Below are 23,531 nucleotides of genomic sequence, written 5' to 3' on the forward strand. Positions count from 1 at the left end.
CGACCTCACTCCGTGGCGATGGCCTCGAGCACGTCCATCCGGGACGCCCGCCAGGCGGGGATGACCGCGGCCAGCACCCCGACGATCCCGGCGAGCCCGACGAAGAGCGCCAGCTGCGCCCATGGGATCGCCAGCTCGGTGATGCCGTCCTCGGCGAGGGCCCGCTGGATCGCGACGCCGGAGACGACACCCAGGACGATGCCCAGCAGCGCGCCGAGGAGCGCGATGGCGATCGACTCCAGCCAGATCATGCCTTGCAGCTGTCGGCGCGAGAGCCCGACTGCGCGGAGCAGCCCCACCTCACGGGTGCGCTCGAGGACGGAGAGCCCAAGGGTGTTGACGATGCCCAGGACGGCAATGACGATCGCCAGCCCCAGCAGCGCGTAGATGAGGTACAGCAGCTGGTTGATGAAACCGCGCTGCTCATTGGCGAAGGCGTCCTGGTCCTTCAGGGTCACCAGGGGCTGGGCCGAGATGAGCTCCTTGATGTCCTGCGCGACCGCCTCCCTGTCGGCTCCGTCCTCGACGAAGACGAAGGCCATGCGGTCCGCGTCCTGACCGCCCATCGCCTCGACCGTGTCGAGGGAGAGGATCACGTCGGATGAGCCGAGGATCGGCGAGTCCCCGAAGAACCCCGCGATCTCCAGGTCCCGAGTCTGCCCACCGATCGTCACCTCGGCCGTGTCACCGACCTGCCGGCCGGGCTGGTGCCTCGTCGACAGCAGGATCGAGTCCGCGTCGATGTCGGCGGAACCAGCGGCCATCTCCAGCTCCTCGATCTCGTCGAAGCTCCTCGGATCGATCGCGGCGGAGAACAGCTGGCCCCCGTCGACGGTGGCGCGGACCTCGCGGATCGGGGAGACCGCACGGACCCCGTCGACCTTCGCGGCCTCGGCGGTGATCTGCGACGAGTACGGCTGGCCGATCGCGTTGCTGAGCACGTAGTCCGCCCGGAAGCTCTCCTCGATCTGCTTGTCGATGCTCGCGTTCGCGCTGGAGGCGATCACACCCATCAGCGCAACGAGGGTCATGCCGATCATCAGCGCGGACGCGGTGGCCGCCGTGCGGCCGGGGCTGCGCACGGTGTTCTGCTCGGCCATCCGCCCGATGCTGCCGAAGAGGCGGCGGTAGACCCAGCCGAGACCGGAGATCACCGGGCGTCCGACGAAGGGGGCGAGGAAGGCCGTGCCCAGGACGAGGCCGGCGATGCCGCCGCCGATCCACCACAGCTCCCTCGTCTCGGCGACGAAGAGGCCGAAGAGGAAGGCGAGGAGCCCGAGAACCAGCACGCCGACCTCCAGGACGCTGCGGATCGGGTGACTCCTCGCCGTCTCCACGGTGTCCCGCATGGCGGCCACCGGCGCAACGGAACCCGCGCGTCGCGCCGGAAGCCAGGCCGCGAGCATGGTCACGAGGATCCCCACGACATACGTCGCGATGACCGTCCGCGGCTTGAAGACCAGCCCGGTCCCGCTCAGGTCGAGCCCGAACGTGGCGAAGAGGGAGCGGATGCCCAGCGCGAGGAGCACACCCAGCCCCAGTCCCAGCGTTGCCCCGATGACCCCGATGACGAGGGCCTCGACCAGGACCGAACGGGTGACCTGTCGTCGGCTGGCGCCGATGGCCCGCAGCAGCGCCAGCTCACGCCCGCGCTGGGCGACGAGGATGCCGAAGGTGTTGACGATGAGGAACGACCCGACGAACAGGGCGACGCCGGCGAAGACGAGCAGGAAGGTCGTGATGAACCCCAGTGCCTGCTCCAGCGAGTTCTCGTTCCGGTCCGACAGATCGGCGCCGGTGAGGGTCTCGTAGGCATCAGGGGTGAGCGGTTCGGCCTGCTCGACCAGATCCGTGTTGTCGACCCCGTCCTTCGCGGTGACCCACGCGCTGGTGTACTCGTCCTTGCCGTCCATGAAGTACGACTGCATCGTCTTGGTGTCGAAGACGCTGATCGAGGCGCCGGCCATTCCCCCTTCGCCGAAGGTCAACGCACCAACGACCGTCGCCGTGATCTGCGGCCGGTCACCGGCGGAGACGAGAGTGATCTCGTCACCGACCTCGTATCCGGCCTGCTCGAGGGTGACCTCGTCGACCGCGACCTCACCCTCGGCGGTCGGGGCGCGACCGGAGGTGACGGTGATCGGAGGCTCGCCGAACTGGTTGGGCGCGTCGTTGTAGTTGAAGGCCTGCGCCGGCGCGCCCTGCCCGCCGACGACGTTGCCGTTCTCCCCGACGACGAAGACGCCCATGGCCTCGACGGTGCCGTCGGCCCGCGCGGCACCGGGCAGGTCGGCGAAGGCGGCCACTTCATCTCCGGTCAGGGTGGCGCCAGTGGATCCACCGAAGTCGTCGACCTGCTCGGGTTGGACGACGACGTCACCGACCGTGCCCGCGAAGATGCCGTCGAAGGTGCGCTCAAGGGTGTCGGTGAAGACCAGCGACCCGGCCACGAAGGCCGTGCCCAGGATGATCGCCATCGCGGACATGAGCAGGCGCGTCTTGCGCGCCAGGAGGCTCTTGATGCTCGCCTTGAGCATCAGCGGGTCCCGTCGCTCAACGCGAGCATGCGCTCGAGGACGAGCTCACGGTCCGGCTCCCACAGCTCGTCGACGATCCGGCCGTCCGCGAGGAAGAGGACCCGGTCGGTGTGCGCGGCCGCCACGGCGTCGTGGGTGACCATCACGATCGTCTGCTCGAACTCGTCGACGCAGCGCCGCAGGAAGCCGAGCACCTCGGCGCCGGAGGTGGAGTCGAGGTTGCCGGTCGGCTCGTCGGCGAAGATGATCGAGGGCTTCGACACCAGCGCGCGGGCACAGGCGACGCGCTGCTGCTGGCCGCCGGAGAGCTCGCTCGGACGGTGGGCGAGGCGGTCCTCGAGACCGACAGTGCGGATGACCAGGTCGAACCACTCGTCGTCGGTCCGCCGGCCGGCGATCGCGAGCGGCAGCAGGATGTTCTCCTTCGCCGTCAGGGTCGGGATGAGGTTGAAGGCCTGGAAGACGAAGCCCACCCGGTCACGGCGCAAGCGGGTGAGGGCCTTCTCCTTCAGCCGCGTCAGGTCGGTCCCGCCGATGGCCACGCGCCCGTCGGTGACCTCGTCCAGCCCGGCGAGGCAGTGCATCAACGTCGATTTGCCCGAGCCCGACGGGCCCATGATCGCGGTGAACTGGCCGGCGCCGATGTCGAGGTCGATCCCGTCGAGGGCGGCGACCGAGGCCTCTCCCTTGCCGTAGACCTTGCGTAGTGCGTGCGTGCTCGCAGCAACCGGCGTGCTCATGGCGAAACTCCCCTGGTGGTGTCCGTGTGTCGCGGACAAATCTAGAGGTCGTGCGCAGTCGCGGTCATTGGGGTCAGCCCCCGGACGCCCCCTGCGGGTCACGGGAGCCGGTCGGTGCGGTCAACCCGTCCACCCGGACCGAGGAGACCGTGCGCACCACCGGGTCACCCCCCTCGACGAGGTCACCGGTGAACCAGCTCAGCGCCAGTCCCCGGCCGTCGTCGTCGACCTCGGCCACAGCGAGGTTGTTGTCGAACCACGGGCCGGCGGTCAGCTGCCACGTCAAGGGCGGATCATCGACCCCCGCGGTGCGGTGCGCCCACCACCGCATCGGACGCACCAGGCTCTTGGCCATCTGCGACATGAGCATCCGGATACCCAGGGGCATGGGGTTGCGGATGGGGCTGCACACCGCCTGGACGATCCGGCTACGGACGTCCGCGGCGGAGGTGTCGACCTCGGCGACGTAGGAGTGGTGCACGTCCCCGGAGAGGAAGGTGATCGTGCTCGGCGCCGGGCCCCGCTCCCCCTTCGCCACCGACAGCACGAGGTCGAAGACCTCCTGGAAGCCGGACTGGAAGGCGGCCCAGTGCTCCAGGTCGACGGTCCGGCGAACCGCCTCGGCGCCCTTGCGCACCAGTGCGCCGCGGCCCGGGCCCGCCAGCGACTCACCGATCGACTCGGCGTCGTGCAGGCCGGGCGGCAGGAGGTAGGGCACGGAGGTACCGATGAAGAGGTGCTGCACGCCGCCGACGAGCTGCTCGTCGAGCCACGCCAGCTCGTCGACGTCGAGCATCGAGCGCCGGTCGGGCTCCAGGACCCGCGCGGCGCGTGAGTCGAGCATGATCAGGTTCGACTCACCGAGTGCGCGTGTGTAGCTCCACCGGTAGGCCGTCGGGTCCTGGTCGACCCTGACCGCGAGCGCGCGCAGCTCTTGGGTGATGTCGGCCTCGCCCGGCGCGGCGTCCGTCCTGTCCCCGACGAGCCGCCAGACCTCGTCCTGCGCCAGCTCCTCCGGCGCGAGGTTGCCGATGTGCTGGTACACCCAGTAGGACGACAGGCCGGCCACGAGGCGCTCGTGCCACCAGGAGGTCCGGTTCATCTCCTGACGCCACGCCCACGAGCTGTTCCAGTCGTCACGGATGTCGTGGTCGTCGAAGATCATCGCGCTCGGCAGCACTGACAGCACCCACCGGATCGCCGGTTCGCTCCACGCCAGGCGGTACAGGTGCGCGTACTCGACGTAGTCCTTGATCTCCTCGTACGGCGGCTTGCTGGTGTCGCGTCGCGAGGTGATGAAGTCGAGCATCGCGGGACTGGTCTCGTCGGCATAGACCTGGTCCCCGAGCAGGGCAACGGCATCGGGACGCTCCGCGGATCCCTTCGCCATGGCCAACGCCATCGTCCGCAGCGCGTCGACGCCGTGGCTGCGGTGGTACTCCTCGTCGTGCGGGACGCTGGTGCGGCAGGAGCCGAAGGCCAGCCGAGTGGGTCGGCTGCGCTGCAGGGTCTGGATGCTCGAGGGAGGGAAGGGCGAGTCGGGCATCGGCCACACCGGCTCGGTGTCGACGGTGACCGTGTACTCGTACTCCTGCCCGGGCTCGAGGTCGGTGACGACGACGAGCGCGTAGTGGTGGTCCTCGACGACGAAGGTCGCCGCCGACCAGGAGCGCTCGTCGAGGTGCACCTCGACGCGGGCGGCGTGGGTCGTCTCGACCCAGATCGTCGCCTCGTGCTCACCGACGAAGCGCAGCAAGGGGCCCAGGAGCAGGGGGGAGGTGTCAGCAGGCATCCTGCCAATCATGGTCCCGATTCCTGTGAGATCGCTGCGCGACGGGGCCTCGAGACCACCGGGGACGACGAAGGGCGGTCCCCCTCGTGGGGAACCGCCCTTCGGTTTCGAGGCGTGGAGGCCTGGGATCAGAAGCCCATGCCGCCCATGCCCATGTCGTCGCCACCGGGCATGGCCGGCGCCGACTTCTCGGGCTTGTCGGCGATGACCGCCTCGGTGGTGAGGAAGAGCGCCGCGATGGACGAGGCGTTCTGCAGCGCGCTGCGGGTCACCTTGGCGGGGTCGATGATGCCCAGGGCGATCATGTCGACGTACTCGCCGGTGGCCGCGTTCAGGCCCTCGCCGGCCGGCAGGTTGCCGACCTTCTCCGCGACGACGCCGCCGTTGAGGCCGGCGTTGACCGCGATCTGCTTCAGCGGGGCCTCGGCCGCGACGCGAAGGATGTTCGCACCGGTGGCCTCGTCACCCTCGAGCTGGAGCTTCTCGAAGGCCACCTTGGTCGCCTGCAGGAGCGCGACGCCACCACCGGCGACGATGCCCTCCTCGACTGCGGCCTTCGCGTTGCGCACCGCGTCCTCGATGCGGTGCTTGCGCTCCTTGAGCTCGACCTCGGTGGCCGCACCCGCACGGATGACGGCAACGCCGCCGGCGAGCTTGGCGAGGCGCTCCTGGAGCTTCTCGCGGTCGTAGTCCGAGTCGGAGTTCTCGATCTCGGCCTTGATCTGGTTGACGCGGCCGGAGATCTGCTCCTGGTCACCCGCGCCCTCGACGATGGTCGTCTCGTCCTTGGTGACGACGACCTTGCGGGCGCGACCGAGCAGGTCGAGCTCGGCGGTCTCGAGGGAGAGGCCGACCTCCTCGGAGATGACCTGGCCACCGGTGAGGATGGCGATGTCGGCGAGCATCGCCTTGCGGCGGTCACCGAAGCCCGGGGCCTTGACGGCGACGGACTTGAAGGTGCCCTTGAGCTTGTTGACCACGAGAGTGGACAGCGCCTCGCCCTCGAGGTCCTCGGCGATGATCATCAGCGGCTTGCCCGACTGCATGACCTTCTCCAGGATCGGCAGGAGCTCCTTGATGTTGCCGATCTTGGAGTTGACGATGAGGACGTAGGGGTCCTCGAGCACCGTCTCCATGCGCTCGGTGTCGGTGACGAAGTAGCCGGAGATGTAGCCCTTGTCGAAGCGCATGCCCTCGGTGAGCTCGAGCTCGAGCCCGAAGGTGTTGCTCTCCTCGACGGTGATGACGCCTTCCTTGCCGACCTTGTCCATGGCCTCGGCGATCTTGGCGCCGATCTCCTCGTCAGCAGCGGAGATGGAGGCCGTGGCAGCGATCTGCTCCTTGGTCTCGATCTCCTTGGCCATCACGAGCAGCTCCTCCGAGACGGCCGAGGTGGCCTTCTCGATGCCGCGCTTGAGGGCCATCGGGTTGGCGCCCGCGACGACGTTGCGCAGGCCCTCCTTGACGAGGGCCTGGGCGAGCACGGTGGCCGTCGTCGTGCCGTCACCGGCGACGTCGTCGGTCTTCTTGGCGACTTCCTTGACGAGCTCGGCGCCGATCTTCTCGTAGGCGTCGTCGAGCTCGATTTCCTTGGCGATGGACACGCCGTCGTTGGTGATCGTGGGGGCTCCCCACTTCTTCTCCAGCACGACGTTACGGCCCTTGGGACCGAGGGTGACCTTGACGGCATCGGCGAGGGTGTTCATACCCCGCTCGAGACCGCGACGGGCCTCCTCGTCGAAAGCAATGAGCTTTGCCATTCGGGTGGTTCCTCCACGCGAATCGAAGGGTGCGACCGGGGGTGCCCGCGACGGACGGGACGCTCCCACTCGGCTCACGTCACCGTGTGGTCTCGCCCCTCACCTGACCGGTCAGGACTGTCACTCTCACAGGGAGAGTGCTAACGCCCATTATTGGCACTCTCCACCCGAGAGTGCAAACGCCGGGGTCAGCAGCACGTCGTTCGAGGGGGCAGGTCAGCGAAGGGGGCGCAGCCGCTTCTCGCGGACCTCACGGGCGCTCGCATAACCGGCCGCGTCGTAGAACTGCTCGGCCCCGGCCTCGCACCGCAGGCGGATGACCCCGATGCCGGCCTCGTTCGCCCAGATCTCGCAGGCCGACAGGAGTGCGGAACCGACTCCGGCGCGGCGATGGTCGGATGCGACGAACATCGAGTGGATCCACAGCTGGCCGCGGCTTCCGTCCGCCACCCCCGGCCACGTCGTCGTCGGCGAAAGGCTCGCCTGGAGGTAGCCCGCGTGGGCACCGTCGCGCTCGGCGAACCATGTCGGCAGCTGCCCACGATGGCGCACCCAGTGCTCGGCGGCCCGATCCAGGTAGCCGTCCTCGCGGGACCCGTCGACCGCGATCGCGAACTGCAGCGACAGCGCGGCGACGATGAAGGCGTCCTCGGGCCGGGCCCGGACGATTCGCAGGCTCACGCCCTCATCGTGGCACGAGAGCGCGCCACGGGGGGGTTCGGTCGGGGCCGGGACACCGGAGCCACCGGGCCCAGCCCTCGAGGGCTCAGACCTCGAAACCCAGACGCCGTGCACTGCGGGTGCGCTGGCGCTGGTCACGCAGCCGGCGCAGGCGCTTGATGAGCATCGGGTCCTCGGAGAGCGCCGCAGGATTGTTGATCAGGCCGTTGAGCACCTGGTAGTAGCGCGTGGAGCTCATGTCGAACAGCTCCTTGATCGCCTGCTCCTTGGAGCCGGCGTACTTCCACCACTGGCGCTCGAAGGACAGGATCTCGCGGTCACGGTCCGTGAGCGGGACCGAGGGGGTCGGCTGACTGGACGGATTGACCTGGTTGGCGGAGTTCACGTTCGGCAGCGTACCGAGCGAATCACACGCCTGTCATTACCTCGGCGTGTCGGCTGGACACGACGCCTCACGAGATCACTGGACTCCCCTGAGCCCCACCCGTCACATCGCGCGACCGCTGGGCGCAAAGTCGCCCCCGAACAGTAAGTGAAGAGTAAAATTATGGATTATTGCGTGCCGGTGCCGCGACCCGGTTCCCAAGGCGAGCGGGCGTGCCCTCGGGGGAAGGACGATGCCATGAAGGAGCCCATCCTCGGCGGCGTGTCGACCGTCACCCGACACGGCTTGTTGCGGAGCCCCGCGATGGAGTGAGCCGCCGACCGCATCTGCCCGACCCACTGATCCGCCGTGTCCCGGACAACCATCCCCCCTCTGTCCGGGGCACGGCCCTGTCTCGGGGTGACCTCGCAGCGATCAGCCCATCGAGTCGAGGATCGCGCTGATGTCGTCGGTGGACGTCTGCGGGTTGACGATCGCGAATCGGGCGAGCGTCTCCCCCTCGTGCGTGGTGGGGACGACGAAGGCGAACTCCTGGTCGAGGATGCGGTCCGACCACGCCTGGTAGTCGGCTGCGGACCAGCCCCGCCGGCGGAAGACGACGATCGAGAGGGTGCGTTCGCCGACGAGCTCGAACTCCTCGCGCCGAGCGATCTCATCCTCGGCGAAGGCGGCGACCGCGAGGGTCTTCTCCACCGCAGTCGTGTACGCCTGCGTGCCGTGGGTCGCCAGGGAGAACCAGAACGGCAGCCCCCGCGCTCGCCGGGTCAGGCCGACGGAGTAGTCGGTGGGGTTCCAGTCGGAGGTCTCGGTGAGGACATCGAGGTAGCCGGCCTTCTGGGTGTGCGCGGCCCGGGCGTACCCCGGCTCCCGGTAGACCAGGGCGCAGCAGTCGAAGGGGGCGAAGAGCCACTTGTGCGGGTCGACGATGAAGGAGTCGCACTGCTCGATGCCCTCGTAGAGGTGGCGCACCGAGGGCGCGGCCAGGCCGGCACCGCCGTAGGCGCCGTCGACGTGCAGCCAGATCCCGAACTCGCGGCAGACCTGCGCCACCGAGGTCAGGTCGTCGACGATGCCGAAGTTCGTCGTGCCCGCCGTGGCGACGACGGCGAAGTAGCTCTCGGGTCCGTGCTCGAGCAGCACCTCCCGCAGCCTGGGCCCGTTCAGACGCCCGCGCCCATCCGGCTCGACCGGCGTCAGCTCCGCGTCCATGACCTCGCAGGCGGAGGCGATCGAGCTGTGCGCCCCGCTGGTCGTCGCGACGCGGAAGGGCCGCGTTCCCTGCGCGGCCTCGTGGCGCGCCCGACCGCGGGCGGCGACCAGCGCGGAGAGGTTGCCGATCGTGCCGCCGGGGACGAAGACACCGCCGGCGCCCTCGGGCAGGCCGACGAGGTCGCAGACCCACCGCAGTGCCTGGTTCTCGGCGTAGACGGCACCCGACCCCTCGAGCCACGAGCCGCCGTAGATCGAGCTCGCACCGACGACGAGGTCGAACATCGCCGCGGCCTCGGTGGGCGCGCACGGGATGAAGGACAGGTAGCGCGGATGGTCGACCGACAGGCAGGCCGGGGCGAGGACGTCGGCGAAGAGGTCCATCGCCGCCTGGCCACCGAGCCCCTGCGGCGTGATCGTCGTGCCGGCGGCCTCCTGCAGCTGCTCCGGCGTCAGGGCGCGGTCGAGCGGGGGCGGGTCGTAGCGCATCCGCTCGGCGGAGTAGTCCAGGATCAGGCGCTCGAGGTCGTCCAGCGAGGTGTTGTCGTCGGGGAATCCATGCACGCCGAGCACTCTAGGGCTCTGCCGACGGGTGGAGGTACGAGCGCCTCCGGGCAGGAGTCTCCTGGGCCGCCAAGCACGCAGGTACATTGCCCCGGTGAGCCCCCAGGACCTGTCCCAGCTGATCCATCCGTCGTGGGCGCAGGCCCTCGAGCCGGTCGCGGGGACGATCACCGCGATGGGTGATTTCCTGCGCAGCGAGGTCAGCGAGGGCCGGGGCTACCTGCCGGCGGGCGCGAACGTCCTGCGCGCCTTCACGATCCCCGTCGAGGAGGTGCGCGTCCTCGTCGTCGGGCAGGACCCCTACCCCACCCCGGGTCACGCGATCGGGCTGTCCTTCGCGGTCGCCCCGGATGTGCGCCCGCTGCCGAAGTCGCTGGTCAACATCCACCGCGAGCTCGTCGACGACCTCGCGGTCCCGCCACCGAGCAACGGCGACCTCACGCCGTGGGCGCAGCAGGGGGTCATGCTGCTCAACCGGTGCCTCACGGTCACTCCCGGGACCCCGAACAGCCACCGCGGCAGGGGCTGGGAGGCCGTGACCGACCGGGCCATCGAGGTCCTCTCCGAGCGTGCCGGTCCGCTCGTGGCGATCCTGTGGGGCGCCGACGCCCGTAGGCTCGCCCCGGCGCTCGGCCGCGAGCGGTGCGTCGAGAGCGTGCACCCCTCACCCCTGTCCGCGTACAAGGGCTTCTTCGGGTCGCGTCCCTTCAGCACCGCCAACGACCTGCTCGTCCAGCAGGGCGCCGCTCCCATCGATTGGAGACTCCCGTGACCACTGCCCCCGCACACCCGTGGCGTCGCTACGTCGCGATCGGCGACTCCTTCAGCGAGGGGATGGTCGATGTCGACCCCCGTCGCGAAGGGGGCTTCATCGGCTGGGCCGATCGGCTCGCCGCCGAGCTCGCGCGCTCCAGCGGCGGCGAGGAGTTCCGCTACGCCAACCTCGCCATCCGCGGCCGCAAGCTCGACGACGTCGTCGGGCGGCAGCTCGACGAGGCCGTCGGCCTGGGCCCCGATCTGGTCTCGATGGTCGGCGGTGGCAACGACATCCTCCGCCCGAGCGTCGATCTCGACACGATCGCGGCCCGACTCGAGGAGGCGGTCGTACGGATCCGCGACACCGGCGCCGACGTCCTCCTGGCAACACCGACCGACCCGCGCGGGGCCGGCCTGTTCGGCGCGCTGCTGACCCGGCACGCCGTGCACACCGCCAACCTGTACTCGATCGCGGCACGTCACGGTGCGCACGTGCTCGGCCTCTGGGGCATGCAGTCCGTCCGTGACCCGCGCATGTGGGGTGAGGACCGGATCCACCTGAGCACCCGGGGTCACCGCCGGGTCAGCTGGGCGGCGATGCAGGCGCTCGGCCTGGCGGTGCCCCCGGACTGGGACGAGCCGCTTCCCCCGGCAGCGCCGAGGCCCCGCGGCCGGGCGCGCGCGGAGCGCGTGCGCTGGGCGCGCACCCACGCCGCGCCGTGGGTGCAACGGCGCCTCACCGGTCGCTCCTCCGGCGACTCGGTGACGGCCAAGCGGGCGCAACTGACCCCCTTCGGCCCGGCGGACCTGCCAGACGCCTGAGGCCTCGCAACTACCGAGCCCAACCGAAGCAAACAGTTGCAGTTGCGGCTGATACTGTCATTTTATGACGCAGATGAGAGTTTCTGAGGCAGCGGAGCTGCTCGCGGTCTCACCGGACACGGTCCGGCGCTGGATCGAGGGTGGTCGCCTGACCGCGACGAAGGGAGAGGGACGAACCCTCGTCGACGGGGCCGATCTCGCCCGGTTGGCCCAGGAGGCAGCCGCGCCGCCGGCGGTCGGGCCGGTTCACGACGAGTCCGCCCGCAACCGGATGCGCGGCATCGTCACCGACGTGCAGCGCGACGGGGTGATGGCCCAGGTGAGCCTGCAGGCCGGGCCCTTCCGCGTGGTCTCCCTCATGTCGCGCGAGGCCGCCGACGAGCTCGGGTTGGCGCCCGGCAGCGTCGCAGTGGCCTCCATCAAGTCCACCAACGTCATCATCGGCACCTCCGGAGGATCCTCGTGAGACACCACCGCACGGCCATCGCGGCGCTGACCGCCCTGACCCTGTCCCTCACCGCCTGCTCCTCCTCGGACGAGGACGAGGACGGGCAGACGTTGCGGGTCGGCGCAGCCGCGTCGCTGACCAACTCCTTCGAGCAGATCGCCGAGATCTTCGAGGCGGAGAACCGTGGTGTCACCGTCGAGCTGCAGTTCGCCGGGTCCTCGGACCTGGCCGCACAGATCAACGGCGGCGCCGACTTCGATGTCTTCGCCTCCGCGAACGAGCCCAACATGGACAAGGTCGCCGACAGCATCGCCGGCGAGCCGACGATCTTCGCGACCAACACCCTCACGATCGTCACCGAGCCGGGCAACCCCGAGGACATCACCTCCTTGGCGGACCTGGCCGACCCCGACCTCGCCGTCGTCATCTGCGCCCCCCAGGTTCCGTGCGGGACGGCGACACAGACGCTGACCGATCAGCAGGACGTGACCCTGACGCCAGCAAGCGAGGAGTCCCAGGTGACCGACGTCCTGGCCAAGGTCAGCTCCGGCGAGGCCGATGCCGGGCTGGTCTACGTCACCGACGCGACCGGCGCCGGGGATGACGTGACCACGGTCCCCGCGGACGGTGCGGACGCCGTGGTCAACCGGTACCCGATCGCGATGCTCACGGGCGCCGAGAGCGAGGAGGCCCAGGCATTCATCGACCTCGTCACCGGGACGCAGGGCCAACGGGTCCTGGGAGACGACGGCTTCCAGTCCCCGTGAGGCCGCCCCGTTGGCTCTGGGCCCCGGCCGCCGCGGCCGTCCTGCTCGTCGTCGTCCCGATCGCCGGGCTCGTCGCCCAGGTGCAGCCCGCGCAGCTGTGGCCGCTGCTGACGTCCCCGGCGTCCGTGGACGCCCTCCTGCTGTCGCTGCGCACGGCCGCGGCGACGACGGTGATCTGCCTCCTGCTGGGCACTCCCCTGGCACTGCTTCTCGCCCGCGGTCGCTGGCCGGGTCAGTCGGTGCTGCGCGCCCTCGTGCTCGTGCCGCTGGTGCTGCCCCCCGTCGTCGGCGGCCTGGCGCTGCTCTACACCTTCGGTCGTCGGGGCCTGATCGGGCAGCACCTCGAGGCCGCAGGGATCTCGATCTCCTTCAGCACCACGGCCGTCGTGCTGGCCCAGACCTTCGTCGCCATGCCCTTCCTCGTCCTCTCCCTCGAGGGCGCGGTCCGGGGTCTGGGTCAGCGCCACGAGGAGGTCGCGGCCACCCTCGGTGCGAGCCCGTGGCGGCGCCTGACGCGGGTCACGCTGCCGCTGGTCGCGCCGGGGCTGATGTCGGGGTGCGTCCTGGCCTTCGCGCGCGCTCTCGGCGAGTTCGGGGCGACGCTCACCTTCGCCGGGTCAGCGCAGGGACGCACCCGCACCCTGCCGCTGGAGATCTACCTGCAGCGCGAGACCGACCCCGACGCGGCGGTGGCGCTCGCACTCGTCCTCGTCGTCCTCGCGACCGTCATCGTCGGCACGGTGTACGCCCGTACCATCCGCCCGGAGCGGGTCGCATGAGCCTGCAGGTGCGCGCCGACTGGGCGCAGCGGGGCCTGGCGGTCGACCTCGACCTGCCCGCCGGACGGCACGCGGTGACCGGCCCCAACGGCAGCGGCAAGTCCTCGCTCCTGTCGGTCATCGCCGGCCTGTCCCGACCCGACCGCGCGCGCGTCGTCCTCGACGGCCGGGCCCTCGACGAGGTCCCGCCGCACCGCCGCCGGGTCGGCCTGATGAGCCAAGCACCGGCGCTCTTCCCCCACCTCGACGTGCGCGACAACGTCGCCTTCGGCCCCCGCAGCACCGGACGGGGGCGCAGGGGGGCCCGCGACACCGCGAACCACTGGCTCGAGGTGGTCGGCATGAGCTCCTTCGCCGACCGTCGGCCGGCACAGCTCTCCGGCGGCCAGGCCGCGCGGGTGGCACTCGCCCGCGCGCTCGCGGCCGAGCCGGATGCGCTGCTGCTGGACGAGCCCCTCGCCGCGCTCGACGTCGAGGCGACTCCGGCGATGCGGGCCGTCCTCGCCGACGTCACCCACGCCCGCGAGGACCTCGTCGTCGTGCTCGTCACCCACGACGTGCTCGACGTGCTCACCGTCGCGGACGGAGTCGCCGACACGATGACCGTCCTCGGGGAGCGCGTCGAGCACGGGCCGGTGCGGCAGGTGCTGGAGCACCCGCGCAGCGCCTTCACCGCGGGCCTGGCCGGGGTCAACCTCGTGCACGCGGCAGCGCTGTCCGGCTCGGGAGCACGCACCCCCACCGCGGACGGCCCACTGGAGATCGCGACCGGCCCGCACGATGTCACGGGCGCGTGCTGGGTGACCTTCGCCCCGGACGCGGTCTCACTGCACCGGGAGCAGCCGGAGGGGTCCCCGCGCAACGTCTGGCACGGCCGGGTCTCCCGCGTGGAGGCACATGCCGGCCGGGCGCGGGTGTGGCTGTCGACGCCGCTGCCGATGAGCGCCGAGGTGACTCCTGCGGCCCTGGCGGCACTCCCCCTTCGCCCCGGGGATCGGGTGTGGGCCTCGGTCAAGGCGAGCCAGGTGCGGGTGCACCCGGCCCACACGGACCCGGTCGGCTAGAGGCGACCGTCGCGGAAGCTGCGCAGGTCCTGCTTCGACCCCTGCCCCAGGCGCACGATCGACTGCCCGGACTGCATACCCGTCGGGCCCTGGGCGACCTCGTGGCCGACCTTGAGCGGGTTGACCCGGTAGAAGCTCGCCGAGAAGCGCAGCATCTGCGTCGCCGTGAGGTCGCTGCTCGCGTGCTCGTCGATGACGGTCAGCGCCCGGGGCAGCGAGTCGGGACCCTGGACGCGCGCCTGGATCGCGGCGGCGAGGAGTAGCAGGCCCTGGTGGCGGGAACGATCGAAGTCGCCGTGGGGCAGCGTCTTGCGCTCCCGGGCGTACGCGAGGGCCTTGCGGCCGCCCAGCCTGCTCTTGCCCTTGGGGATCACCCCGCCTGGCAGGTGGGATCGCACGGCCATCGGGGCGTCGAAGGACAGCGGGCCGAGCTCGTCGACGATCGCGCGGAAGCCGGTGAATCCGGTGACCACGTAGCCGTCGACGTCGATACCGCTGGTGCGCGAGACCGCACCGACCGTGGCCCCCGGGCCGCCGTAGACCATCGAGGCGTTGAGCTTGCCGTGGCCGTGGCCGGGGATCGGCACCCACAGGTCCCGGGCGAAGCCCATGACCCCGGCGCCCCCGGACCCGTCGACACCGAGCAGTTGGATCGCGTCGGCCCGCAGGCGGGTGACCTTCTCCCCGGGGCGGGCGTCGCTGCCGAGGACGAGGACGTGGCGGGGCCCCTTGCCCAGGTCGGGGCCCTCGTCCATCGAGGGCCACCACCCGCCGACGACCCGCCACTGCTTGCCCTTCGGGCGCACCGCCAGGGTGACGTCGTCGTCGGAGGTGACGACCGCGACCTTCGCGCCGCGCCACCGGCCGGCGGTGGCCGTGCCGGTGACCGACTGCGAACCGTACTTCTTCGTCACCGCATCGGTCAGGCCCTTCCCCGCCCCGTCGACCTCCACGGTGGGACTCGGCGTGGTCGACGACGACGAGGTGGTGGAGCTGGTCGAGGTGGAGGTGGACGCCGAGGTGGCGTCACCCCCTTCGTCCGGGGCGCCGGAGCAGGAGGTCAGGGTCAGCGCGGCCACGGCGGCGATCGCCGCGGCTCGGGCGAAGGGAGGTCTCACCCCTCCACCGTAGGTCGCGGGGTTCACTGCGTGCTCGTCAGTTCTGGACGCTGACCTTGCCGTTGGCGACGTCGACGAGGACCTCGCGGTCGCCCTCGGAGCCGGTGACGATCTCGACCTCCCAGTAGTACGTGCCGCCCTCCTCCTCGAGCTCGGCCTCGTCGAAGGTGCCGTCGACCTCGTCCAGCGCCTTCTCGATGCCCTGGGCGATGGTGGTCTTCGCGGCGGCCAGACCCTTGCGGTCATCCGCGTCGAGGTCCTCCTTCTTCTGCCGCGTGACCGTGCCGTCCGGAGAGACCTCCACCTCGATGCTGGTGCCGTCCTTGGCCAGGTCGATCTCCCAGGAGCCGTTCTCGTCGTCGACCTCGTAGGCCGTGCCGCCGGTCTGCGACTCGGCCGCGTCGATCGCGGAGATGACCGCGGACGCATCCTTGCCGGACTCCGGGGACTGCGTCGACGACTCGCTGGCGGTCTCGTCCGAGGACTGGGAGGGATCCGACGGGCTCGACTGCGAGGAGCTCGTGGTCCCGGTGTCCTGCGAGGATCCGGTCTCCGCGTCGGAACCGCACGCGGCAACCCCGAGGACGGTCGCCGCGGCCAGGGCGGTGAGGGCGATACGTGATTTCTTCATGTACCCATGATCGCCGGGACGGGGGAGGAAGGCCAAGCGGAGGGCGCCGTCGAACGGGGCTGACACCGAGTTCTCACTTCTCCTCACTACAGTGGTCGGTATGGCAGCAACGAGGCTCATGCCCACCGAGATCGGGGACGACCTGATCGAGCTCACCCGCTCGATCTGCGACAAGACGTTGCGACCGCAGGTCGACGACGTCGAGGCCCGAGCGGCCACCGAGGACGCCTTCCCCCGCGACGTCTTCCGCACTCTGGGTCGGGCCGGCCTGCTCTCCCTGCCCTACCCGGAGGAGCTCGGCGGCGGCGGACAGCCGTACGAGGTGTACCTGCAGGTCGTCGAGGAGATCGCCTCGGCGTGGGCGTCCGTCGCGGTCGGGGTCTCGGTGCACTCGCTCACCGCCTACGCGGTGCACACCTTCGGCAGCCAGGCGCAGCAGGAGGCCCTGCTGCCCGACATGCTCTCCGGGGAGACGCTCGGCGCGTACGCTCTGTCCGAGCCGCTGGCCGGGTCCGACATCGCGGCGATGACCACCAAGGCCTCCCCCGACGGCGACGACTGGCGCGTGCGCGGTCGCAAGGCGTGGATCTCCCACGGCGGCCACGCCGACTACTACACGACCTTCGCCCGCACCAGCGACGACGGCGCCCGCGGTGTCAGCTGCTTCGTCGTGCCCGCCGATGCGGAGGGCATCACCTTCGGGGCGCCGGAGAAGAAGATGGGCCTGCACGGCGACACGGTGCGCGAGGTGATCTTCGACGACGTGCCGGTCGCGGGTGACCGCCTCGTCGGTGACCCCGGCCGTGGGGTGTCGATGGCCCTCGCCGGGCTGGACGCGGGGCGCCTGGGCATCGCGGCCGTGGCGACCGGACTGGCACAGTCGGCGCTCGACGTCGCGGCGAAGTACGCCACCGAGCGCGAGCAGTTCGGCCGGACCATCGCGAGCAACCAGGGTCTGGCCTTCCTGCTGGCGGACATGGAGGCAGCGGTCACCAGCGCGCGGGCGACCTACCTGCACGCCGCGCGGCTGCGTGACGCCGGGCGGGCCTTCGGCAAGGAGGCTGCCGTCGCCAAGCTCGTCGCGACCGACGCGTCGATGCGAGTGACCACCGACGCGATCCAGGTGCTCGGCGGCGCGGGGTACACGCAGGACTTCCCGGTCGAGCGGTACTTCCGCGAGGCGAAGGTGACCCAGATCTTCGAGGGCACCAACCAGATCCAACGCCTGGTCATCTCGCGCCAGCTGCTCGCCTCCCTCTGACGCCCCCTTCCCCCTTCGCCCCCTACGAAGTGCTGCTGGCTCTAGTTCGTATGGTCGGCCGCACCACGTGGTGCGGCTGGCTCAACGAACTGCGGCTGGCTCTCGGCTCAGTCGTCGTCGCGGTCGCGGGAGATCCCCGGCAGCAGGGTGGAGCCATCGCGTAGCGCCTCGAAGGCACCGGGCACGCGCGCCGCTCGACGCAGGCTGTGTCGCCGGTATCGCCAGATCATCCACGCGCCGAAACCCCACAGCAGGAACTGCGAGCTCATCGCGACCCGGAAGTCGTCCAGCGTGTATGTGTCGGGGCCGCCGGGCGCCAAGCGGTCGAGAATCATCCCCACGAGTGCCATCGTGGTCAATGACGCGATGAAGCCACCCATGTTGACCATGCCCGAGGCCCGTCCGTAGCGCTCACTGCGGTGGAAACTTCGGGCCAGATCGAAGGCGATCATCGACCCCGGCCCGCCGAAGCCGGTCACCGAGACGAGGATGATCAGCAGCCACAGCGGTGATTGGGTCGGTCGCGCAAGGACGATCGCCCAGACCAAGGAGATGGCGCCGACGACGGACAGCGCCATGACGGATCGGTAGTAGGGGTAGCGGCTCGTCCAGCGACCGATCGTTGGTCCGGCGAACAGCGCCACGAAGGTCATCCACGTCAGCAGCGCCGACGCCCGCCCCGGCGTCAGCCCCTGCCCGGCGACGAGGAAGGGATATCCCCACAGCAGCGCGAACACCGTCGGGGCAAACTGCGTCGTGAAGTGCACCGACAGTCCGAGCCGCGTACCCGGGTCGCGCCAGATCTCGCCGAGGCTGTTGCGCAGGGCGCGAATCTTGATCTTCTCGACGGCGCCACGCTCGTAGGGTGAGTCCTTGACGACAACCAGGATCGCCACGATCGCGATGACCCCGAGGAAGGCAGCGCTCGCATAGGTCATCGTCCAGCCCCACGCGTGCAGCGCCGCACTGAGTGGTATCGCGGCGGCAACGGCACCCATCTGGCCGACCATGCCGGTCAGTTGCGTGATGACCGGCGCCTGACGGACGAGGAACCACAGGGCGATCAGGCGCAGTATCGAGGTGAAGAGCATCGCGTCACCGGCCCCCAGCAGCGCTCGGGCACAGAGGGCGAGGCCGTAGCTGTCCGTGACGGAGAACCAGAGCTGGCCCACGGTCATCGCGATGAGTCCGCCGACGATCAGGGCCTTGGACCCGAACCGGTCGAGCATCACCCCGACCGGGATCTGCATGGCTGCGTAGACCGCGAGCTGGAGGACGGTGAAGGTCGCCAGCTGGCTGCCGTTGATGTCGAACCGGTCGGCCGCGATCAGCCCGGCGACGCCGAGCGAGGTGCGGTGGAAGACCGCGAGGACGTAGACGGCGAGCGCGGTCGCCCAGATGGCGTAGGCGCGTCTACGCCCGATGTTGTGCAGCTGTCGGGTCCCGGTCACGGACACATGCTATTGATCGACGCTGTACCGGCAGCATCCACCAACCGGTGGGGGCAACGCGCTCGACATCCGCCGCCGCGACGGAGGCACGAGATGCCCGGGCCGTGTCACCGTGGATCCGCCGGGCTCCCTGTACACGGCCGCCTCGTGGCGCGGCCTTCGTGGGGTTTCCCGGCCATCGGAGGATGCCCCGGGCACGCGGGGTGACGCAGGAGCTAGATTTCGCACATGCCCTCCGCCCTCACCGTGGTTGCCGCCGTCACTGCGACCGCCGTCGCTGGCGTTGCGTCAGCTGCCGTCGGCCTGGCGGGGCTCGGGGCAGTCATGTCGGCGGGGCCGGACACGACGGCAACCGTCGCCAGGATCGTCGACGGTGACACCCTCGACGTGCGCTACGACGGAGAGACCCACCGCGTGCGCCTGCTCAACATCGACACGCCGGAGATTGGCGGGAACGGCAAGGACGGGGAGTGCCTCGCCGACGAAGCGACCCAGTTCCTGAAACAGCGGCTACCGGTGGGGTCGTCGGTGGACCTGGAGTGGGACAGTGATCACGAGGACAGGTACGGCCGCCAGCTCCGGGGAGTCTTCGACGACGAGGGATTCGTCAACGCCGACGTCGTGCGCAACGGACTCGCCGTGCCGATGCACATCGAGCCGAACGATCGTTTCAGGCGTCGGATCGACGACGCGTACGCCGCGGCGACACGATCGGGGCAGGGCCTCTTCGACCCTGCGCGGACCTGCACTCTCGCGGCCCGGACTGACCGCGTCAACGACGCTGTGCAGGATGGCGATCGAGCCGACGCCTACGCGGAGGCGACCGCCCTGCACTCCCTCCTGACGGACCCGGACAGCTTCGCTTCCCGGATCATGACCGACACCGAACGCACGGCCGCGCTCGGTCGTCTCACCACAGTCGTCGACGGGCACGCACCCGGCAAGCAGAGGACGGCGAAGGCCACACCCGAGAAGAGGAGGTCCGCGAAGTCCACGCCCACGAAGAAGCCCACCCCCAAGCCATCTCCGTCGAAGAGCCCGGCGCCGGCGCCAACAACCACCACGACGCCGCCCGCGACCAGGGCCCCTGCACCGCCACGCACCTCGACGCCGCCTCCCGCACCACGAACCACACCCGCGCCGGCGCCCACGACCCCGTCGGCCCCGCCGGCGCCCCGCACCACGAGCACGCCTGTGCCGCAGCCGAGCCAGCCGCGACCGGAGAACGCCGCACCGTGCCGCAGCTACGCACCCGGCGGCAAGACCTTCACCTACATCGACTGCGACACCAAGCTGCCCCTGTGACCCGAAAACCCATGGGCGACATCGCCGGCCGCCCCGCGGCGCCGTCCTCGCCCAGCTGACGAGCAGCACGCGCCGCGAGGACGTGCGTCGGCGCCAAGGGCGGCTGGGCCACTCCGCCGCCCTCGAGGGGTCGACGCTCTGCCTCTGCGGTCAGGCCCAGCGGGCCAGCAGGTACTGCACGCCGAAGGGGGACTCCTCCGCCAGCAGTTCACCGTGCACCTCGTGGTGCTCAAAGGCACCAGCGAGGACCTGCAGTGCCGGGCGGCCGCGCATCCACAGCCGATCGCAGGTGGCGGGGTCGAGGGTGGCCAGGGTGGTGGTGTCCGCCTCGTCGAGCGCGCGGGCCAGCCCTTCGGCGAAGGGGGCCGCCTCCGGTTGGAGATGGCCAGGCGCCTTCTCGGTCAGGGTGGCAGGGCCATCGGCGGCGACGACGAACAGGTCGGAGCCATCCGCGGCCAGCGACCGGCCCAGGTCGAGGCACGACGCCGGGTGCGCGTCGGCGGCGACGGACTGCAGCACCAGTTCGCCCCCTGCAGAGGGGGCGAACTCGCCAGTGGTGGCGAGCAGCCGCCCGATCTCGACGTCGGTGGGCAGGGCACCCTCGGGGACGCGACCGGTGGTGAAGCGGGCAGTGCCGGAGGGCGCATCCGTCGGCCAAGTGCGGGTGGACTCCCCCGCACCGATCACGACGACGCGGGTGACCCCCTTCGTCATGGTCTCGGCGACGAGGGCACGGGCCCGCTCCCGCAGGTCGGCGAGCGGGTCAGCCGCTCCGCCGAGTCCCGGCAGCAGCGCAGGTGCCGCGGGGACGACGAGTGCCCTCATGCCAGCCCCCGCATCGTGCGTGCCGGCGGTCGCTCACCGCGGAGGGTGGCGACCATGTCGAGGACCTGACGGGTCTCCTCCACCTCGTGCACCCGATAGATCCGGGAGCCGAGCCACGCGGAGACGGCCGTGGTGGCCAGGGTGCCGATGAGGCGCTCGTCGACAGGACGGTCAAGCGTCTCGCCGACGAAGTCCTTGTTGGACAGGGAGACCAAGACCGGCCAGCCGGTGTCGACCATCTCGTTCAGGCGGCGGGTGACCTCGAGGGTGTGGTGGGTGTTCTTGCCGAAGTCGTGCGCCGGGTCGATGACGATCGACTCCCGGGCGACGCCGGCGGCGGCAGCGCGCTCGGCGTACCCGAGCACGCCGTCGAGGACCTCGGTCATGATGTCGCGCTCGAAACCCGTGCGGAACGGACGGGTGCGGGGCGTGACGCCGCCGGTGTGGGTGCAGATGATCGCGGTGTCGTGGCGGGCGGCGACGTCGACGAGCTCCGGGTCGGCTCCGCCCCAGGCGTCGTTGAGCACGTCCGCCCCTGCACGACAGACCTCTTCGCCGACCTGTGCGCGCCAGGTGTCGACGGAGACGACGAGGTCAGGGTACTTCGCTCGGACGCGGGCGACGAGTCCGCCGACGCGCTCGATCTCCTCGACGACGTCGACGTCGCCACCGGGTGCGGCCTTGACCCCACCGATGTCGACGATGTCGGCGCCCTGCGCGACGACGAGGTCCACGCGCTCCATGGCCGTGTCCTCGGCGAACGTGGCGCCCTTGTCGTAGAACGAGTCGGGGGTGCGGTTGACGATCGCCATGACGAGCATCGCGTCGTCGGCGAAGGTGTGCCGGCCGAGCCTCATCGCGCTCCTGCCGGGTAGCCCACCTGCTCGCGCGCCGGCGGTCGTTGGACGAGCGGCACGGGTCGGGTGCGCCAACCGTCCTCCCGCGTGAACTGCTGCAGCTCCTGCGCCGCGACGTCGATCGGACGCGGCTCGCCAGCACGTCGCGAGTCGACGACGGCGAGGAGCTCGGCCGCCATGACGGCGAGGTCGTGGTCCTTCTGGTGGCGGTGGGCACGGGCACCGAGGTCGACCTGGGCGATGCCGTCGAGCCCGTGGCGGGTGTGGGTGTCGATGAGGCTGGCGATCTCGACACCGTAGCCGGTGGGCACGCTGATCGACTCCATGAGCGCGCGGGTCGCAGCCCACTCCCCCGCGAGGGGTTGGACGACACCGGCGAGATCGGGCCACCACAGGTCGAGGACGGGTCGGGCGACGAGCTCGGTGACCCGGCCCCCTTCGGTGCTCTTCGGACGACCGTCGACGTCGAGGACGCGGTCGTACCAGCCCTTGACCAGCTGGGTGGCCGGGTCGGCGGTGAGGGCCCCGACGAGTCCGGTGACGAAGTGGGGGCCCCAGGACGTGAGGTCGGCGTCGACGAAGACGAGGTGGTCACCGGTGGTGACGAAGAGGGACTTCCACAGCGCCTCCCCCTTGCCGGGGTGGCTGCCCAGGTGCGAGGCGATGTCGGCCGAGCGGTGGACGATCGCTCCGGCGTCCGCCGCGATGGCTGCCGTTTCGTCGGTGGAGTCGGAGTCGACGACGACGAGCTCGCTGACGAGTTGGACGTCGTCGACCAGCTGCCGTCGGAGCACGGAGACGACGTCCCCGACGGTGGCGGCCTCGTTGCGGGCGGGGATGACGACGCTGACGGTCTGGTGGCGCTCCCGCAAAAGGGCAGCGAGGTCCTCGGCTACGAAGTCCACGTGGGTGTGTCCATGTGCGGTCAGCCACTGACTCGTGCCTTGCTCCATCAGTGCCCCAGAGCTCCGCAAGAGCCTGAGCAGTTGCGAACGGGGTTGGCGGGGCGCGCGGTCACGCTCCCGAGACTAGATGGCTGCCCTCCCAACCGGGCTGCTGGGTGGCACACCACCTCCGTTGAGTCCCGCAAATCCGCTGTGCACTGACCGTCAGCGCCCATAGCCTGACGACCATGACCGACGCTATCGACGAGCACAGCCGCCCCGAGCCGCCACTGCACGGTTCGGAGTGGGAGACGCTGACCGGCTTCCTCGACTACCAGCGGGCGACGCTCGCCTGGAAGACCGACGGCCTGGACGCTGAGCAGCTCAACCGATCGGTCGCAGCCACCACCATGACGCTCGGCGGCCTCATCAAGCACATGGCATACGTCGAGGATGCGTGGTTCGGGCGATGGCTGTGGGACGAGCAGGACGGCGAGCCCTGGGCCTCGGTGGACTGGGATGCCGACGATGATTGGGACTGGCACTCCGCTGCCAATGACTCACCGGAGCAGCTCCACGAACTCTGGACATCCGGCATCGAACGTTCCCGCGAGTCCGCGGAGCGGGCGGTCTCGGACGGCGGCCTGGGACGCACGGCGGCTCAACGTTGGCCGGACGGGAACGCACCCAGCCTTCGCTGGATCCTCACCCACATGATCGAGGAGTACGCACGACACAATGGTCACGCTGACCTGATCCGCGAGTCGATCGACGGCCTCGTCGGCGAGTAGTCATCCTCGGCGATGCGGGTCGAGGTGCAACCGAGCGTCCATTCGCGCACTTTCACCTCGACCGGGCCTCCAGAGAGCTGGCGGGGGGACTCGAACCCCCAACC

At 70.4% G+C, this 23,531-nt stretch carries 22 protein-coding genes; 9 read left to right on the forward strand and 13 right to left on the reverse strand.

What is annotated here, in order from left to right:
* Positions 1-5 precede the first annotated feature (5 nt).
* The 7 genes from BJY20_RS06255 to BJY20_RS06285 all read right to left on the reverse strand — a co-directional run bounded on the left by BJY20_RS06255 (position 6) and on the right by BJY20_RS06285 (position 9,668).
* Positions 6-2,537, reverse strand: a complete 2,532-nt coding sequence (locus tag BJY20_RS06255) for an ABC transporter permease (protein ID WP_185990731.1) — start codon at positions 2,535-2,537, stop codon at positions 6-8.
* Positions 2,537-3,277 (reverse strand): ABC transporter ATP-binding protein, encoded by a 741-nt coding sequence (locus BJY20_RS06260; protein ID WP_185990732.1) that lies wholly within the window; start codon positions 3,275-3,277, stop codon positions 2,537-2,539. Before BJY20_RS06260 ends, BJY20_RS06255 begins: the two co-directional genes overlap by 1 nt.
* Before the next feature lie 73 nt (positions 3,278-3,350).
* Positions 3,351-5,069, reverse strand: a complete 1,719-nt coding sequence (locus tag BJY20_RS06265) for an alkaline phosphatase D family protein (protein WP_185990733.1) — start codon at positions 5,067-5,069, stop codon at positions 3,351-3,353.
* A gap of 128 nt (positions 5,070-5,197) precedes the next feature.
* Entirely contained in the window at positions 5,198-6,829 is a 1,632-nt protein-coding gene (gene groL / locus BJY20_RS06270) for a chaperonin GroEL (RefSeq protein ID WP_185990734.1), read from the reverse strand.
* Positions 6,830-7,045: 216 nt separating this feature from the next.
* Complete coding sequence (locus BJY20_RS06275; protein WP_185990735.1) at positions 7,046-7,510, reverse strand: GNAT family N-acetyltransferase; 465 nt, start codon at positions 7,508-7,510, stop codon at positions 7,046-7,048.
* An 85-nt stretch (positions 7,511-7,595) separates the two neighbouring features.
* Positions 7,596-7,895, reverse strand: a complete 300-nt coding sequence (locus BJY20_RS06280) for a DUF3263 domain-containing protein (protein WP_343062793.1) — start codon at positions 7,893-7,895, stop codon at positions 7,596-7,598.
* A gap of 414 nt (positions 7,896-8,309) precedes the next feature.
* Complete coding sequence (locus tag BJY20_RS06285) at positions 8,310-9,668, reverse strand: pyridoxal phosphate-dependent decarboxylase family protein (RefSeq protein WP_343062794.1); 1,359 nt, start codon at positions 9,666-9,668, stop codon at positions 8,310-8,312.
* Positions 9,669-9,762: 94 nt separating this feature from the next.
* Between BJY20_RS06285 and BJY20_RS06290 the strand changes: the two genes are divergently transcribed.
* From BJY20_RS06290 to BJY20_RS06315, 6 genes are all read left to right on the forward strand, one after another.
* Complete coding sequence (locus BJY20_RS06290) at positions 9,763-10,440, forward strand: uracil-DNA glycosylase (RefSeq protein WP_185990737.1); 678 nt, start codon at positions 9,763-9,765, stop codon at positions 10,438-10,440.
* Positions 10,437-11,246 (forward strand): SGNH/GDSL hydrolase family protein, encoded by an 810-nt coding sequence (locus tag BJY20_RS06295; protein WP_343062795.1) that lies wholly within the window; start codon positions 10,437-10,439, stop codon positions 11,244-11,246. Before BJY20_RS06290 ends, BJY20_RS06295 begins: the two co-directional genes overlap by 4 nt.
* 64 nt (positions 11,247-11,310) lie before the next feature.
* The gene (locus BJY20_RS06300) at positions 11,311-11,712 is read left to right on the forward strand and encodes a TOBE domain-containing protein (RefSeq protein WP_185990738.1); all 402 of its coding nucleotides are present in this window, start codon (positions 11,311-11,313) and stop codon (positions 11,710-11,712) included.
* Positions 11,709-12,461: a molybdate ABC transporter substrate-binding protein gene (modA, locus tag BJY20_RS06305; RefSeq protein ID WP_343062796.1), complete on the forward strand. Its 753-nt coding sequence runs from the start codon at positions 11,709-11,711 to the stop codon at positions 12,459-12,461. The genes BJY20_RS06300 and modA overlap by 4 nt, the downstream gene beginning before the upstream one ends.
* Positions 12,458-13,240 (forward strand): ABC transporter permease, encoded by a 783-nt coding sequence (locus BJY20_RS06310; protein WP_185990739.1) that lies wholly within the window; start codon positions 12,458-12,460, stop codon positions 13,238-13,240. Before modA ends, BJY20_RS06310 begins: the two co-directional genes overlap by 4 nt.
* Positions 13,237-14,304 carry a sulfate/molybdate ABC transporter ATP-binding protein gene (locus BJY20_RS06315; RefSeq protein ID WP_185990740.1) on the forward strand — a complete coding sequence of 356 codons (1,068 nt, stop codon included), beginning with the start codon at positions 13,237-13,239 and terminating at the stop codon, positions 14,302-14,304. The genes BJY20_RS06310 and BJY20_RS06315 overlap by 4 nt, the downstream gene beginning before the upstream one ends.
* On the opposite strand, the gene BJY20_RS15990 is transcribed toward BJY20_RS06315, so the two are convergent.
* Together BJY20_RS15990 and BJY20_RS06325 are read right to left on the reverse strand one after the other, a co-directional pair.
* Positions 14,301-15,422 (reverse strand): LCP family glycopolymer transferase, encoded by a 1,122-nt coding sequence (locus BJY20_RS15990; protein WP_185990741.1) that lies wholly within the window; start codon positions 15,420-15,422, stop codon positions 14,301-14,303. The two genes, BJY20_RS06315 and BJY20_RS15990, sit on opposite strands and share 4 nt — an antisense overlap.
* 37 nt (positions 15,423-15,459) lie before the next feature.
* Positions 15,460-16,053: a PepSY domain-containing protein gene (locus tag BJY20_RS06325; RefSeq protein ID WP_185990742.1), complete on the reverse strand. Its 594-nt coding sequence runs from the start codon at positions 16,051-16,053 to the stop codon at positions 15,460-15,462.
* A gap of 100 nt (positions 16,054-16,153) precedes the next feature.
* On the opposite strand from BJY20_RS06325, the gene BJY20_RS06330 reads away from it, so the two are divergent.
* Positions 16,154-17,314, forward strand: coding sequence for an acyl-CoA dehydrogenase family protein (locus BJY20_RS06330; RefSeq protein WP_185990743.1), 1,161 nt, complete (start codon positions 16,154-16,156; stop codon positions 17,312-17,314).
* Positions 17,315-17,421: 107 nt separating this feature from the next.
* Here BJY20_RS06330 and BJY20_RS06335 read toward each other — a convergent pair whose 3' ends face one another.
* Positions 17,422-18,765, reverse strand: coding sequence for an MFS transporter (locus BJY20_RS06335; protein ID WP_185990744.1), 1,344 nt, complete (start codon positions 18,763-18,765; stop codon positions 17,422-17,424).
* 228 nt (positions 18,766-18,993) lie between these two features.
* On the opposite strand from BJY20_RS06335, the gene BJY20_RS06340 reads away from it, so the two are divergent.
* On the forward strand, positions 18,994-20,070 hold the full coding sequence (locus tag BJY20_RS06340) for a thermonuclease family protein (protein ID WP_185990745.1): 1,077 nt from the start codon (positions 18,994-18,996) through the stop codon (positions 20,068-20,070).
* A gap of 150 nt (positions 20,071-20,220) precedes the next feature.
* Here BJY20_RS06340 and BJY20_RS06345 read toward each other — a convergent pair whose 3' ends face one another.
* The 3 genes from BJY20_RS06345 to BJY20_RS06355 are packed head-to-tail and all read right to left on the reverse strand — an operon-like array spanning position 20,221 to position 22,657.
* A complete protein-coding gene (locus BJY20_RS06345; protein ID WP_185990746.1) occupies positions 20,221-20,895 on the reverse strand; it encodes a class III extradiol ring-cleavage dioxygenase family protein in 675 nt (224 codons plus the stop codon).
* Complete coding sequence (folP, locus tag BJY20_RS06350; protein WP_185990747.1) at positions 20,892-21,752, reverse strand: dihydropteroate synthase; 861 nt, start codon at positions 21,750-21,752, stop codon at positions 20,892-20,894. The genes BJY20_RS06345 and folP overlap by 4 nt, the downstream gene beginning before the upstream one ends.
* The gene (locus BJY20_RS06355; RefSeq protein ID WP_425484125.1) at positions 21,749-22,657 is read right to left on the reverse strand and encodes a glucosyl-3-phosphoglycerate synthase; all 909 of its coding nucleotides are present in this window, start codon (positions 22,655-22,657) and stop codon (positions 21,749-21,751) included. The genes folP and BJY20_RS06355 overlap by 4 nt, the downstream gene beginning before the upstream one ends.
* Positions 22,658-22,884: 227 nt before the next feature.
* Between BJY20_RS06355 and BJY20_RS06360 the strand changes: the two genes are divergently transcribed.
* The gene (locus BJY20_RS06360) at positions 22,885-23,427 is read left to right on the forward strand and encodes a DinB family protein (protein WP_185990749.1); all 543 of its coding nucleotides are present in this window, start codon (positions 22,885-22,887) and stop codon (positions 23,425-23,427) included.
* Positions 23,428-23,531: the final 104 nt, after the last annotated feature.

It is taken from the genome of Janibacter cremeus (assembly GCF_013409205.1).
GTDB classification, from domain to species: Bacteria; Actinomycetota; Actinomycetes; order Actinomycetales; family Dermatophilaceae; genus Janibacter; species Janibacter cremeus.

Excerpts from the sequence above, each read along its gene's own strand:
- BJY20_RS06255 (WP_185990731.1), bottom strand. The coding sequence starts at position 2,537 with ATGCTCAAGGCGAGCATCAAGAGCCTCCTGGCGCGCAAGACGCGCCTG.
- BJY20_RS06260 (WP_185990732.1), bottom strand. The coding sequence starts at position 3,277 with ATGAGCACGCCGGTTGCTGCGAGCACGCACGCACTACGCAAGGTCTAC.
- BJY20_RS06265 (WP_185990733.1), bottom strand. The coding sequence starts at position 5,069 with ATGCCTGCTGACACCTCCCCCCTGCTCCTGGGCCCCTTGCTGCGCTTC.
- groL (WP_185990734.1), bottom strand. The coding sequence starts at position 6,829 with ATGGCAAAGCTCATTGCTTTCGACGAGGAGGCCCGTCGCGGTCTCGAG.
- BJY20_RS06300 (WP_185990738.1), top strand. The coding sequence starts at position 11,311 with ATGACGCAGATGAGAGTTTCTGAGGCAGCGGAGCTGCTCGCGGTCTCA.
- BJY20_RS06315 (WP_185990740.1), top strand. The coding sequence starts at position 13,237 with ATGAGCCTGCAGGTGCGCGCCGACTGGGCGCAGCGGGGCCTGGCGGTC.
- BJY20_RS06325 (WP_185990742.1), bottom strand. The coding sequence starts at position 16,053 with ATGAAGAAATCACGTATCGCCCTCACCGCCCTGGCCGCGGCGACCGTC.
- BJY20_RS06330 (WP_185990743.1), top strand. The coding sequence starts at position 16,154 with ATGGCAGCAACGAGGCTCATGCCCACCGAGATCGGGGACGACCTGATC.
- BJY20_RS06340 (WP_185990745.1), top strand. The coding sequence starts at position 18,994 with ATGCCCTCCGCCCTCACCGTGGTTGCCGCCGTCACTGCGACCGCCGTC.
- BJY20_RS06345 (WP_185990746.1), bottom strand. The coding sequence starts at position 20,895 with ATGAGGGCACTCGTCGTCCCCGCGGCACCTGCGCTGCTGCCGGGACTC.
- folP (WP_185990747.1), bottom strand. The coding sequence starts at position 21,752 with ATGAGGCTCGGCCGGCACACCTTCGCCGACGACGCGATGCTCGTCATG.
- BJY20_RS06360 (WP_185990749.1), top strand. The coding sequence starts at position 22,885 with ATGACCGACGCTATCGACGAGCACAGCCGCCCCGAGCCGCCACTGCAC.